This window comes from Paenibacillus sp. 01T442, from assembly GCF_056398345.1.
In genome coordinates this window covers 23,406-38,221 of the sequence record NZ_JBFTPF010000038.1, presented here as the reverse complement: position 1 = coordinate 38,221, position 14,816 = coordinate 23,406, and the positions used below count along the sequence as shown (strand labels likewise).

The following is a 14,816-nucleotide window of genomic DNA, read 5'->3' as shown; positions in this document are numbered from 1 at the left end:
TTTTAACACTTTACCAGAGATACAAATCGTTCCCTTTAAGCTTGAAAATCGCTTCCATGAAATAGTAATCCCCATAAATAATTGCGTGATGATGGTTTGCCGTATGATAGGAACCTGAACCGTATTGAACAAGACTATCACTACCCTTTGTCCAATCGATTCGTGGATCTAGGGATTTAAGCAGCTTCAACGCAGCCCCCAGATACAGATCCTTTTCGTGCTCACCCACTACTTTAGCAATTTCGAGTAGACCGCACGCCGCAATAGCCGCAGCTGTATCATCTTCACGCTTCGGTTCTTTCGGCTGACGGAAATCAACCGGAATCACACCATCAGCAGGAATGTTTGCGATAAAATAGTTCGCAATCCGTTTCGCGGTTTGCAGATATTCATCCTTTTGCGTATGAATATAGCTCATCATATATCCATACAGTGCCCAAGTTTGTCCTCTTGTCCAAGAGGAACCTTCCTCATATCCTTGACCGCCATACGTCCTTACCACTCCGCCTTCAAAAGGATCGAATTCCACGATATGATTCACAGAACCATCCGGGCGAACGAATGCTGTCATCCCCGTATCGGCATGCTTCATCGCGATTTGCTTAAACCGTGGATCACCTGTTTCTTCTGAAGCCCAGTACAACAACGGAATATTGAACATGCAGTCGATAATGGCCCAACCTCTTGTATCGGAGCCCTCTAAATCATTCCAAGCGCGGATGAAACCGCCTGCCAAATTAAAACGACCTGCAAGAAGATTAGCTGCGTGCAGCGCTCTTTTGCGCGATTCTTGATTCTGCGTCACTTTATAGTTCGCAACACTGGTTGGCAGCCACATGAATCCAACATCATGATGCAAGCCATAAAATTCATCAAAACAACGATCTAATTCTTTTTCGGAAAATTCCGCGATTTCTTTATATTTCTCGTTACCGGTTTCATGATACATCAACCACATCATGCCGCCCCAGAAACCATTCGTCCACCAATTAATCTCATCCGTGACAGTGCCTGTTGGATTATCTACAATACGATTATCATGTGTTCCATTAATGGTTGTGAACGGAATTTTGAGTCTGGACTTCTCGCTGACCCAGCCCATTTTTGTTGTAATTTTATCAATGACTTCGTTCAACCATGCTTGATCTTGGCCTGTAAACATGTGTTTCTGCCCACTTTCCTTCATTTAATATCAACCCTTTGTCGCTCCTGCTGCGACTCCTTTGATGAAATACTTTTGCAAGGCGATAAATGCAATTAGAACAGGCACGATCGACATGGCCGTACCCGCAAATACCATATCCCACCGGGAAGCATACTCACCTACAAAACCAAATATCTCAACAATCATGGTTTTGGGCTTATCCGATGGAAGAACTAGACTTGGCATTAAGAAATCATTCCAAATACCGAGCCCTTGAAGCACTACCATACTAGCTGTACATGGTCCTAACAGAGGGAATACAATGCGCCAAAATATCCCGTATTTGGAACAGCCGTCGATCTCTGCTGCTTCTTCAATCTCACGAGGAATTCCTTTTAAGAAACTGGTGTATAACAGACATCCGAAACCAACTGAACCAGATATATAGATGAGAATAGGGGACCCCATACTTCCATATAGACCTAGTAATTTCATCTCCTTAAACAAAGGAATCATGTACACTTGGAAAGGAATCATCATACCCGCTAAAAAGTAAACATAAACAAGATAAGTCCACATCTTATTCGCTCTCTCGATCGCATATGCTGCCATTGGGATGATACCAATCATCCCGATTATGGAAAAAAAAGTTAATAGAATACTATTCAACATGGCACGAGGAAAATCAGTCTTTGTTAATAAATACTTAAAGCTCTCTACGTAGATGCTGGTTGGAAATGCGATCGCGTCCCGCAATATCTCGCCATTGCTTTTGAACGCTGAGATCAGTGTAAAATAAATAGGAAAAAAGAAAATGACTGCGATGATGAACGTTACTGCAAAGAGGAGCACATCTAAGCCTTTTATTTTTTTGTCTGCTTGCATGTTACATCTGAACCTCCCTATTGCGAAGTACTTTAATTTGAATAACCGATACAATAAGGATCAGTATGAATAGAACAAGTGAAAGTGCCGTTCCGTAACCCTGTCTCAGTTCACCAAAGCCTACTTTATAAATGATGTAAGTCAATGTCTCTGTCGAGAATCCAGGACCACCATCGGTCATAACGGCAATTTGATCAAATATTTTCAAAGATCCAATCATCGATAACATCATACAAACCGTAAAGGCACCTGCAAGAAGTGGGAACGTGATATGTCTAAATTGCTGCCAGCGGTTTGCACCATCAATGCCTGCCGCTTCCGTTAACTCAGACGGGATCCCTTGCAGACCAGCTAAATAGATGATCATATAGTAGCCAGATGCCTTCCAAATCGTAAATATGATGATAGAAATGAGTGCATAATCTGGATTTCCAAGCCAATCAAGCTTTAGAGATGATAATTTTAACTTATCAAGAATTTGTGTAAGCACACCGAAGTTATAATTCAAAATAATGGTCCAAACGAAGCCCAACACGATACCACTAAGCAAAACTGGTAAATAGAACACGCTTCTAAATAGGTTTCGAAACCATTTCACTTGATCAACCAGCATGGCAAGTGCTAAAGCAACGACATTCTCTAAAACGACTAATACGAGGGAAAGAATGAGCGTATTTTTGAGCGCGTTATGTACGCGATCACTATGCCACATTTCCACAAAATTATCGAAACCGATGTAGCGGATCTCATTACTTATGCCATCCCAAGAGGTAAAACTTAAATACAAACTGCCGAAAGTAGGTACAATAACGAACATCGTGTATAAAATAAAAGCTGGTAACAAAAATAGTACCGTATAGGAAAGCCACGACTTCTTTTTCTTTACTTGTTGTATGGTGGTTGCCATTCTCTCACGCTCCGTTCGACTTAGAGAAGGAGAACCTCCGCTGTGGGCAGAGGTTCCTCCAACTGAAGCCGAGTTTTATTTTTTCATTGCTTTAATCGCAGCATCCCATTCCGCATCCGCTTTTTTCATATAATCTACGCTAAAGTCACCTTTAACTAACCAGTCTTGCGCCAGTTTGTAGAACCAGTTACGCCAAGTTGGCGGCATTTGGTCTTCACCCCAGAAACTATTAATTTGTAGCGTTTTAACGACTTTCGGATCTGCCATCATCGTAAGAACTTCTTGAAGCTGAGGACTTGCATCATACGTAATTTTCTCTTTGGTAGATGGAATTGCACTTGCAATTTTCAAATAGTTTGCATATTGATTTTTGCTGAAGAAGAATTTGATATACTCACTGATTGCAGCCGTTTTGTCAGGATCCTTGATGGCATTCGCTGAGAATGACCAACCGGAAGGCTGTGCAAGTCCGACAACATTAACGACACCTTTTTGATCAGGAACTGGGTACCAGCCGAAATCAAACTTCGGATCTGCTTGAGCGATCGTCGGGAACATCCAAGGTCCGGAATAAAGACTTGCTGCTTTACCCGTTACGAGCATCGATGCAGTTTGGTTATCTGCCGTACTCATAAATCCTTTGTCTACATAGCCCTTAGTGAAAAGTTCCGTAAACAATGTCATTGCTTTCATCGGACCTTCGTCTGTAAAGCTTGCTTTTCCTTGTGAACGCTTGGAATTCCAGTGAGGATCTTGCGCGAGCATTTCGTCCATAAAGAATTTATTGATCCAGAAGCCCCAGTGGAAAATATCTTTACCGCCAACAACGATTGGTGAAATACCTTTCGCTTTCAGCTTCTCTTGTGCGGCAATAAAATCAGCATACGTTTTTGGCTCTTCGGTGATACCCGCATCCGCATAAGCTTTTTTGCTATAAATAATACCTTGTGGCGCAGGCAAAGAAATCGGTGCATTGTAAACTTTGCCGTTTACTTGAGGTACAGTGTCGAACAAGCTTTGCAAATCTTTAGGTAATTCGGCAATTTTACCGCTATCTGCGAACAATTGGGTATCACGCATTTCAATTAAATCCGGGAACTCCCCAACAGCATCCTTCGTTTTGATGAAATCTAAATACGAAGCCGTTGTCGTCTCACTTAAATCTTTAATTTTGATATGAGGATTAGCTTTGGTAAACGCCGAAATGGAATCGGCAACCGCTTGTTTCGTTGCTGGATCGCCAGTCGCATAAATGACACTGAATGTAACATCCTTCTTCGGAGCCGCAGTTGCTGCTGCTGTGCCGGCCGGTGCTGCGCTTGATGTTGACGTTGTGGAATCATTGTTATTGCCGCAGCCTGCCACAATGAGTGCTAAAGCTGTCGATCCTAAGAGTACTTTGGAAAATGTTTTAACCATGTTGAAAGTAACCTCCCTTTAGTATGTAGCTTCTTGTGAACAACGCCAGCTTTGTTTGTACTTTCGACGCATCAGGTGTTGTTCTGTTCCTTGATTTAAGACTAACATACGCCCAAATCGTTTAGAATGAAGTTTTTTAAGCTCGTTATGCATGAATTTAAGAAGGTGACAATGAATGCTAGTGCTTTTATCTATATGGAAAAGCAGCTTCCACCCATGCTTCGAATCGAAGCATGAGTGGAAGCTGCCTACAGGAATAACAGAAATTACGACAATTCATCCTTTGATTTGGMTCTTGTATTCATGGGGCAGCTTGCCATAACTTTTCTTGAACATATCGCTGAATTGCCGTGGATTTTGATAACCAACCTTCTCAGCAATTTCGTAAACGAGCAGATCCGTTTGCAAAAGCAGCCTAACCGCATTCTTCATTCGGATGTTCGTAACGTACTGCTTAAAATTCTCTTGCATGTGCTTCTTAAAGAAACTGCTAAAATAATACGGATTCATAAACACTTGGGAAGCTATGCTTTCTAGTGTTATATTTTCGCTATAGTGCTCCTCAATATATTCCTTAACAATCTTCATCTGCTGCGCTTCGCGGCTGCCACCTGCGGTGCTTACTTGTTCCAGTATGTCCAAAATACGAACCGTTATAAAATCAGTAAGATCATGAAAACGGTAAAATTGATGCATCTGCTGTTGCCAGTCATTCCGTTGCTCCGGCGAAACCTGAAGGTCAATCCCAACAGCCGACATCTCCTCCATTAAATCTGTCAATAAGGCATATACGATTAATACCGCCGATTCTTTGCGACCATTCGCATTGGTTGCTGCCTGCTCAAAGAAACTGCCCAAAAGCTCATGTACCTGCTGCTTTTCCTTGGCAATGACCGCTTTAATTACAGCCTGCTTGGCACTTGCCAAGTGCTCCTCTGAGCCAACACGCCGTTCATTCACTGACCAGGATAGAATCATCCCTTGCTTTTCAAAATAGCTGTAGTTCATCGTCTCAAGGGCTGACAGATAGGATTGCCTCATGTCACGAAGGCTGTTAACCGGCAAACCGATACAGATTGTCACATAAACTTTAAGATAAAATAAAATCTTATCCCGCATTTCGTTAGCTAGCCGCTGCAAATCATCCTCTACCTGCATGTGGTTCACAATGACGCATAAATTCTCGCCTTTTCGAATGACGAGACCACTGCCATAATGTTGGATCATCTCATCCACCAGATTGGATACCGCAAACATTAATAAACGCTTCTCATGCTCTCCCCATCTGCCATCTTGTAACTGAACATGAGCTAGCTCCACATACAGGACGCTGAAACAAAGGCCACTAAACTGCGCATTCAAAGCTTGAAGTTTACGCTCCGCTTCCTCCCACCGGATATCCCCTTGCGTAAGCCTGTCGAACAGCTCCTCGAGCTGCGTCTTCTTATCTTTTTGTTCATAAACGGCCAGCTTACCTTTGGAGGATTGATCTTCATCTGCTTCCTGCAACTGCATCATTGCTTTGCCAACTGCCTCGAGCAACAGGCTCTTCTCAATCGGTTTTACCAAGTAATCGACTGCACCGAAGGCTAAAGCATCCTTAGCATAGGAGAACTCTTGATAGGCGCTGATGAAAATAATTTTGGTCCGCAGCTGCCGCCTTTGCACTTCCTTTATGACATCAATTCCTGTGCCATCTGGCATGCTAATGTCCGTGATGACAAGTTCAGGCTGCTTGAGTTCAATCTGTTCCATCAAACTTCTGCCTGTCATCGCTTCACCTACGATTGCAATGCCGAGCTCTTCCCACGGGATGAGCTTTTTTAACCCTTTGATAATAATCGGTTCATCATCAGCTAGAATGGCGTTCAACACGGACGCTCACCTCTTTCGTTAAAGGAATGACAAGACGGACGGTAGTCCCAATATGTTGGCTGCTATTGATCTCTACGCCAAAACCTTGCCCATACAATGCAATAATGCGTTCATGGACATTAATGAGCCCAATGCTACTTCCCGTATCCAGCGAACTGCCATTAGCCAACTTTTTACGAACAATTTCTAACGTATCCTCGCTCATCCCTACTCCGTCGTCATCTACAGTGACACTAAGCAGGTTATCTGGCAGCTTCTCAATCGAAATACGGATCGTGCCTTTCCCTGATCTGGGCATAATGCCATGATAAATAGCGTTTTCAACAATCGGTTGCAGAGATAGCTTCGGAATCGCACAGTCCATCAAGTCMGAATCGAAGCGGAAGTCAAGTCCTAGCCTATGCTCGCCGTACCTGATGACCATCAAGTGAAAGTATTGCTCCAGGTTTGCTTTCTCAGCCCGGATTGTAACCGTTTCCTCACCGTAATCGAGTACATACTTAAGCTGATGTGATAACGACAAAATCATATCGCCCACCTCATTTGCATCTTCGGCAACAGCGCTCATCCGAATCACTTCCAGCGTATTATACAAATAATGCGGTCTGATTTGGCTTTTCAACGCGTTCAGCTCCGCTTGCTTCTGTTTAATCTGTGCAACATACACAACGTCAATGTATTCCTTCAGCCGCCATACCATCTTATTAAAGCCATGGGATAGGAGCCCTAGCTCATCCTCTGTCTTAACGGTCACCTGCGTATCGAAATTACCGGACTCCACTTTCGCCATTTCTCGCGTAATACTGCGAATCGGGTTAGAGAAGCGATTAGAGAACCAGACTGCGACCACAATCAAAGAAACCATACATAAGCCGATGACGATCGTAATCGTCTGAATGAGCTGCTCTACTTTGAGAAACAGTTCTTTTTTATAAAACTCACCAATAATTTGGATACTATTCTCAGCTGTTTCCTGTTGTAGATGCAAGAAATCATCCGAAGCATTCGCCTGAAATACAGTACCGATGTGCTCCTTTTTATTGCTATATAGGATAATCCCCTGTTTATCAACCACATAAACGGTATCCCGATTATTCAGAACCATCTGCTGGAAAATTTCATTAAATACGCCTAGCCCTACGTCCATGTAAAAGGTCCCGACAATTTCGCCTTCAACCTTAGATGACCCCAAGACGTCAGTGAGATTGCGACCAAACGTCATGACTTGATCCGTTGCCCCAATATAATAATCCTGCTTATGCGTCGGAAAAAAGCCAAGACCATTACGATTGACCTGCATCTGCTCTTTCCAATCAACCCTTGGGTATTGATATTGGTAATCTAGAGCCACGTTTTTCTTCGTCAAACTTTGAAAAGTCCCGTCCGGCTGAACAAAAAAGACATTTTGCAAGTTACGTTCAGTATATAAAATCGTTTGCAAAAAATCGTTGATCGTCGTCGTTAATCGGTAATCTTTTTCCTTATTTTGTGCTGCAATCGCTTGTCCCAATTGCCCGTACTGCCCACCAACCCCGTAAGAGTACATGAGTTTGGAAATACTGTTGTATTTAACAAACATATCATCTACATTTCGGCTCGCAAACAGCAGCATTTGCTCATAATTGTTCGTCGCATAACGCTCCATAAAGCCGCTGAACGTCTGCAGTGAAATATAACTGAGAATGAGCAGTGGGATGAGACCTACTGAGATGAAAGAGAGTGTGAATTTGGCAAAAATGCTTTTGTGCAGCCGGAAAGGGTTCGATGCCATCAGAGAGCGCCTCATTCTTTCGATTTAGAATAAGTCTATTTTAACAGAAATCTCACGCGATACTACCGTTGTAATTTAATGTGGAAGTGCGCTTTTTTAAGACATATATGAAAAACGCCACCCTTGTGGGTAGCGCTGCGCTGTCGGACGAACCTGTTATTCAACCATGACACTTTAAAACAGTCGATCCCCAGCATGAACATCCGTACTAGAGATAGATGCACTCTTCCTGACCTTAAGTTGTTTCATGCGCTTCTTGGCATAGCATCAACAAGGCAATTCCTTGTCCCCATGGCATGATAGACTGACGGGGAATAGCATTATACGCCAGAATACTTTTTTGAATGCCCGTTCCTGCCGAAACATCCTGCACCGTACCCTCTTCCGAAATATGCCGAAGTACAGCCTTATACCCTTTCTCCGCGCAGTGTAAGTATTTTTTATCCAAATAGCCCATACGCACGCTTTTATTAATTCCATATACAAAGCCCGCCGTCGCAGAGGTTTCCTCATAGGAGGAGGCGTCATTGAGAATGGTAGGCCACATGCCATTGTCATTTTGAACAGCCGCCAGTCCCTCGACCTGTAGGTGGATTCTTTCAAAAAACCATTCTTTTTCCTTTTCATAACCACGCAAGGTTGTGAATATTTCCGGTATGCTGATCGTTACCCAGCTGTTTCCTCTTGCCCAGAGACAGCCGCTGAGATGATAATTACCCGACAGACAGTATCCATGGTAAAGCAGCCCATTTTCCCTGGTTTGAAGGGCTTCGATATGAAGCCTTGCCTGCAGCAGTCCTTCCTCGATATAAGCTGCTTTATTCAGGATCTGTCCCAATTCCGTTAAGAACACTCCGGCCATAAATACGGTATCTACCCACATCTCTCCGGCAAACTTATCGTTAATAACCGTATGCTCAAGAGCTCCATTAGATAAACGTGGAGCTTCCTTCATGAGCCAACTGGCAAATTTTTCGGCAAAATCAAGATAATGAAGTTCTTCCGTTTCTCGATAGAGCAGCAAAACCGAGAGCAGCGGTGCGGTAGTATTGATGTTATACGAAATCTTCTGGCTGTTCGCCATGTTAGAGTCGATAAACGTTTTGATAAAGTTATAAATCTCCTGGCTTCCGGTTGTCTCATACACTTTCCGCAATCCGTATAAAGCGACACCTGCTCCCCAGTCCCAATCGCCTTTCTTGTCTACATTAAAATCCATCCCCATGGTTGTTCGTGCTACTTTTTCCAGAATTCCATTCACTTTTCACACCCCCGTTTACTCTTGCCTTACTGTTATCTGATTAAAATCGTAGGTTACCTTTTTTCGGTTAGACTTTACTTCAACAATTCCACTGTTAAAAGCTGAAAACATATAGGGCCCGTTATAGGTAGGATAAGGAAAGATCACCTTTTCTCCATTTATGGTTCGCTTAGATTTGTCCATCGATAGTTCCCCCTCCGAGGAGGAATGGTACGATAACTGCATATTTACAGGGTCAAATGCAACACGGTTCTGTAAAATCGTCCTGCGAAACGTTGCAAAATCCGGGAAGTTCATGTTATCTCCCACTTCGCAAATGACCGCATTGCACCTACCCTTACTTCTAATTTCCCTTCTGGCAAAGTCTCCATCTTCTGTCCAGTTATACCCATTATGGATAAATAAAGAGATATAAACCCAGGACTTTCTTAGAAAAAGGTAATTCCCCTCTTCCTTCACCTCATCGAAGGCATCCCTCGGAACATGGACATGAATCCAATGCAGCGCTTGCTCCTGAGKGATCTGATACATTGCCATCACCACATTTTTTTCGCCAAAAAAGTGCCCGCAACCACAACCCAAATCTCCCGTCCAGTAGCCATGCTCGCTTCCCTCCGTGCCATGATGCCCAGGATGATGACTGAATATTTTCAAATTGGTCTCCTCCACAAGGCTCAGATCCCATTGGTGCTGCTGATGATGGGCATACCAACCCGCTTCACTACCTAGACGGTATGAATCTTGGAAATTCACAGCTCCCATGATATACCGGGGCGTGTAATAGGTATATTTATTGATGCTTCCCTCCTCCTGCGGCAGCTTTTTGTGAGGAGTTTCAAAAGTTATGCAGTGTAAATGCTTGCTTTCCTCGTGAACATAGGGCTGCGTTCTCCCTAGTGCAATCTCGTAAATCTGTTGATGGGGCTGATAGCCCGAACAAATGGCAGCAATGAGACAGGGACCCTGGATCTCCTCCCTATAGCCATGCCCGAAATACAGATAGTAGAGAGGAAAGGTACCGCTTCGGGCATGATCCAACGCAACAGGAGCATAGATGCGGCCATGGGCCCCTCCGTACATACCGTCGAGGCTATCGCATACCATGTCCAGCATTAGCAAATCCAGCATCATCTCTGCAAGTTTAACCAGTTCCGAATCGCAAGCAAAATCATAGAGACACAGCAGACACTCCACGACCTCTGGTAGATAGCTGGAGGAATCAAACTCTGCCCAGCCCCGCTTGGCGCGAAAAACAAGGTATTCCCGGAGAATGTTTCCTTCCTCCTCCAGAAGCTCCTTTCCTTTCTTTCCATACGCCTTAAAGCACTCTTTCGGATATTTCTGTGCAGCCAGATACCGGGAAGTATGAAAAAGCAACATATGATTCTCTGACTTGTACTTGCTTTCAAAACCATGATTCAGATAAAAATTTCGTATGGAGTTGGTAGTCAACTCCTGCAAAAGTCCAATTGGTTCAAACTGGTAAAGGGCACGTATCAGCTTTATGGCCGTAAAATCCGATTCTCCTTGCGGATCGCGGCCATAAGGATGGGGATGCTCAAACCACTCAGATGATCTCACCAAACTCTGATTACTTTCCTCCATATACATGGCTTTACTCAGGTTCGCAACGGCCATACCTCCATATAGATCCTTGGACAAATCCCTCTGAATTTGCTTATCGAGCAAATAGGAGCTTCTTTCTTCAAGGCTAACTATCGCATTCCTTGCCAGAAACTCCGCATCGTCGGACAATCTAATGAAATCCATTTCCATCTCACCTTATTATTTTTTAGCTAGGAACTGGTAAATGTCCTTAGTAAAGAAAGCATTCTTTTTATTCTGCTCATACCACTTCGCGTACCAATCGAAAGTCTGATTTTGTCCAATCTTCTGCTTCAAACTCTTAAGATCATTCATCGCTTGATCAACGGAATAGCCGTTCCCACTTACTACTGTCTTGGCAATAAGATCCTTGCTTTGCTGGGTCCAATCATTGTTGATTTTTAACAAATCAGCTGGAAGTGTAGGCATATGCTCACCATGTGTTAACGTGTACAGCGGCACTGTGGGGTTTTCGTACAGATCACGTGTTTCTTTTCTGATTCCAGCCCATTCCTCAGCATTTGGAATATTCTTATCAAGAACTGGAACGTTACATATCTCTTTGGAATCAATCGTTGTCGCTGTCATATACATATCGGTGTTGTAGCCTATTTCAATTTTACGTAAATCCGGATTAGTCGCTCTCGGGCATCCGAGCTCATCATTTTTCCAATGAACGTTTTCCGTGCCGAATTTGAGCAATTTCCATGTCGTTTCAGCTAGCATGAAATCAATCTCTTTCACTGCGGAGACCGGGTCCTTTGAGCCCGCATAAACAACCGTTGTCATCTGAAGCGGATTTAACATTCTGATCGTGTATTGTCCAAACTCTGTCTTAGGCATCAGCATGGGGGATATCGTTGCTTCTTTATTTGTGCTGCGGAGCGTCGTTAGTAAATCAACGTTCGCGTTATCAGCCACATAGATTCCCAGCTTGCCAGATAAAAAGTCTTTCTTCGCTTTCTCGCCGTTCTTATCCGTCAAATAATCACGATCAACAACACCTTCGTCAAACAGTCGTTTCTTGAAGGAAACGGCCGCTTTCATTCTCGCATCCTCTTCGACCAGCTTGTCATCTTTAATGAACATCGAATTGCCATGCATAGCATCAATAGCTTCATCCCCTAAATAAGCGAGTGAATAGCCGTACGTGTCCTTCTTCCCATTGCCGTCCGGGTCTTGTTCGGTGAACGCTTTCGCTACTTTAAGCAGATCGTCCGGCGTTTGTGGTATGGGCAGCGAGAGCTTTTTTAGCCAGTCGGTGCGGATGAATACAGCTATTTGTACGGTGCTAGGAATAACTCGCCCAATTTCGTACAATTTACCATCAGGCTTTGTACCGATCTTGCGCAGAATGGGATACTTTTCCAGCATCTTGCTGTAATTCGGCGCATATTGTTTGACCAGATCATCCAGCGGCAGCAGCTGCTTCTGGGTATACAGTTGATCCCGATAGCCCGTTTCAAACTCGTTGATCACGTCGGGAGCTTCTCCGGAAGCAAACAACGTATTAAATTTCTGCTTCGATTCAAACCTCGGAATGGCAACAAATTCAACATCCGCTGGCCCGTTTTCGTTAATCCATTTCGTCCAGCGATTGTTCGTAATTGATCCTTCCGCTGGTGGTGTGTTGCCACGGTCGTAGAGGGACATTTTGATCTTGCCCCGTTTCTCCGGTGCTGTTGACGATGATCCCGCTTTTGTTGGTGAGACGGAAGCTCCACTACCCTCTTCTTTTGGTTTGCTACAAGCCGCTAGTACCGTCCCTGCCGCCAACAAAGTCACCACTGCTGTTAACGTACTTTTCTTCATTTTGACTTCCACTTCGTTCATCCCMTTTTGTATTTATAGACTGAATTCGAATCCGTTCATCCTATCGCCATTTTACGACTTATCCTTTGATAGCGCCAAGCATCACACCCTTTACAAAATACTTTTGCAGAATCGGATATACAATCAGCATGGGCAGTGTCATGATCGCAATGCCCCCAGCTTTCACAGCCTCAGGTGACATATTCTCCAAATCTTCCGGCTGCAAGGCGATCGTCTGCATCAGCATGCTCTGACTCTGCACCATCTGCTGAACGAATACGGTCAAATTCATCTTTTCCGCATCATTGATGAATATGAGGACGCTCAGGAAGGAGTTCCAGTAACCAACCGCTAAAAATAGACAAACCGTCGCGATAACAGGTAATGATAACGGAAGAAATATTTGTACAAGAAGCCGCCATTCCMCACAACCATCGATGCGTGCAGACTCCTCAATCTCTGCAGGAATACCTTCGAAATAGGTACGCATGAGCAGCAGATTATAGGCGCCAACCAACCCAGGGAGCCATAGGGACCAGTAAGTATTAATGAGGCCAAGGCTTTTCATCAGAAGAAAGAAGGGAATCAGCCCACCGCTGAACATCATCGTAAACACCATGGCCAGCGTAATAAATTTGCGCCCAAAGCAGTATGTACGAGACAACGCATAAGCGGCAAGAGTCGTGCAGAGCAAGCTCAACCCCGTTCCTACTATCGTGATGTTCAAGCTGTTCAGAAAAGAGGGAATGACTCTTGAACCGATAAATAGGGTTTTATAAGATTCCACATTAAAATGAATCGGCCAAAGCCAGACGAAACCGGAATCGATGGCCGCTGAGTCGCTGAACGAGACAGCGATAATATTAATTAGCGGAATAAGGCAGCTGACGGCAGCCAGCAGCAGAATTGTATGAACAGAAGCATTAAACCATTTCCCTGCGTAATTTTCTCTCACGTTCTCACTTCCTTTCAAGCCCGATTACCATAGGCTCTGGTTGAATTTACGGGCAATACGGTTTGCTGTTAACACAAGTGTGAAGCCAACTAATGATTCAAATAACCCCATTGCAGCCGGAACGCCGAATTCGCCCCCCTGAATTCCCGTCTTGAATGTATACGTACTGATGACTTCCGAAATATCGGCGACAACCCGATTCTGCATCACATAGATGTGATCGAAACCAACCTCCATGACACGTCCTACACCAAGGATTAGCATCAAAATAATCGTAGGTCGAATGCCAGGAAGTGACACATGCCACATCTGCCGCCATTTGCCAGCGCCGTCCATTGCAGTCGACTCGTACAAGCTCGGATCGATCGTCGTAAGCGCCGCTAAATAAATGATCGCCGAAAAGCCAGCCTCTTTCCAAATACCTGCACTCAAAAAAACGGCAATCCATGAAAACGGTTGATAAAGGAAGGCATACCGTTCAACGCCCAGCTTTTCCAGTATGTCGTTCACCATCCCGGAATCCTGAGAAAACAAGGTGATAAAGATGCCGCCGACAATAACCCAGGAAAGGAAATGGGGCAAATACAACAGTGTTTGTACGATTTTCTTGAACCACATTTTTCGAACCTCATTCAGCAGCAGAGCAACCAATATCGGAAATGGAAACCCAATAAAGCTTAATAAGCTCAGCATGAATGTATTGCGGATGATCTTCCATCCAAGTGGATTATTAAACAAATAATCAAAATGCTTTAATCCAACCCATGGACTCCCCCAGATTCCATCCCAAAAGTTATAATCMTTGAATGCAAGGACGATCCCGCCCATCGGCGCATACTTGAATAGGAGAAAACAAATAATGGCTGGAGTCAGCATGATATACAGCGGAATATTTTGCTTCAGATATTTGCTGCCACGCTTTTTAATATCTCTGGTTCGAACTGATTTATCCATGTCCAAAGCTGTGTGCTGCGAAGATACTTGCATGTGACTTTACCTCCTATGTCGCCCTGCCGAGCGTGTATCGCTTGGTTGTGATCGTTGCTATTCCGTTCACAACTCAACACTACACGGAAGTCCCTTAGCAAGGCAATTCACACATTTAGACGCGATGCACTACTTCAATAATCAGCAGGAGTTCAGGGTTTAAACGGCATGCCCCACGCTTTGTGGCATGCCATG

Annotated in this window: 11 protein-coding genes; all 11 read right to left on the bottom strand. The window is 44.1% G+C overall.

Translation table 11 applies throughout. The features are described 5' to 3' along the window. Nucleotides 1-10 precede the first annotated feature (10 nt). Nucleotides 11-1,162 (bottom strand): glycoside hydrolase family protein, encoded by a 1,152-nt coding sequence (locus AC1DLM_RS23110; RefSeq protein ID WP_477571305.1) that lies wholly within the window; start codon nt 1,160-1,162, stop codon nt 11-13. Nucleotides 1,163-1,192: 30 nt separating this feature from the next. Then, nucleotides 1,193-2,029: a carbohydrate ABC transporter permease gene (locus AC1DLM_RS23105; RefSeq protein WP_477571304.1), complete on the bottom strand. Its 837-nt coding sequence runs from the start codon at nt 2,027-2,029 to the stop codon at nt 1,193-1,195. A gap of 1 nt (nt 2,030) precedes the next feature. Continuing rightward, nucleotides 2,031-2,936: a carbohydrate ABC transporter permease gene (locus AC1DLM_RS23100; protein ID WP_441989560.1), complete on the bottom strand. Its 906-nt coding sequence runs from the start codon at nt 2,934-2,936 to the stop codon at nt 2,031-2,033. 75 nt (nt 2,937-3,011) lie between these two features. Further along, nucleotides 3,012-4,355 (bottom strand): ABC transporter substrate-binding protein, encoded by a 1,344-nt coding sequence (locus AC1DLM_RS23095; protein ID WP_441989559.1) that lies wholly within the window; start codon nt 4,353-4,355, stop codon nt 3,012-3,014. A 276-nt stretch (nt 4,356-4,631) separates the two neighbouring features. Next, nucleotides 4,632-6,230, bottom strand: a complete 1,599-nt coding sequence (locus tag AC1DLM_RS23090) for a response regulator (protein WP_477571303.1) — start codon at nt 6,228-6,230, stop codon at nt 4,632-4,634. After that, entirely contained in the window at nt 6,208-8,001 is a 1,794-nt protein-coding gene (locus AC1DLM_RS23085) for a cache domain-containing sensor histidine kinase (RefSeq protein WP_441989557.1), read from the bottom strand. The genes AC1DLM_RS23090 and AC1DLM_RS23085 overlap by 23 nt, the downstream gene beginning before the upstream one ends. 235 nt (nt 8,002-8,236) lie before the next feature. Continuing rightward, a complete protein-coding gene (locus AC1DLM_RS23080; RefSeq protein WP_441989556.1) occupies nt 8,237-9,262 on the bottom strand; it encodes a glycoside hydrolase family 88/105 protein in 1,026 nt (341 codons plus the stop codon). Between the two features lie 15 nt (nt 9,263-9,277). Further along, a complete protein-coding gene (locus AC1DLM_RS23075; RefSeq protein ID WP_477571302.1) occupies nt 9,278-11,032 on the bottom strand; it encodes a hypothetical protein in 1,755 nt (584 codons plus the stop codon). A gap of 15 nt (nt 11,033-11,047) precedes the next feature. After that, nucleotides 11,048-12,679, bottom strand: coding sequence for an extracellular solute-binding protein (locus tag AC1DLM_RS23070; protein WP_477571301.1), 1,632 nt, complete (start codon nt 12,677-12,679; stop codon nt 11,048-11,050). 79 nt (nt 12,680-12,758) lie between these two features. Beyond that, nucleotides 12,759-13,634: a carbohydrate ABC transporter permease gene (locus AC1DLM_RS23065; RefSeq protein ID WP_477571300.1), complete on the bottom strand. Its 876-nt coding sequence runs from the start codon at nt 13,632-13,634 to the stop codon at nt 12,759-12,761. Between the two features lie 24 nt (nt 13,635-13,658). Further along, nucleotides 13,659-14,588 (bottom strand): ABC transporter permease, encoded by a 930-nt coding sequence (locus AC1DLM_RS23060; protein WP_477571314.1) that lies wholly within the window; start codon nt 14,586-14,588, stop codon nt 13,659-13,661. Between the last annotated feature and the right edge of the window lie 228 nt (nt 14,589-14,816).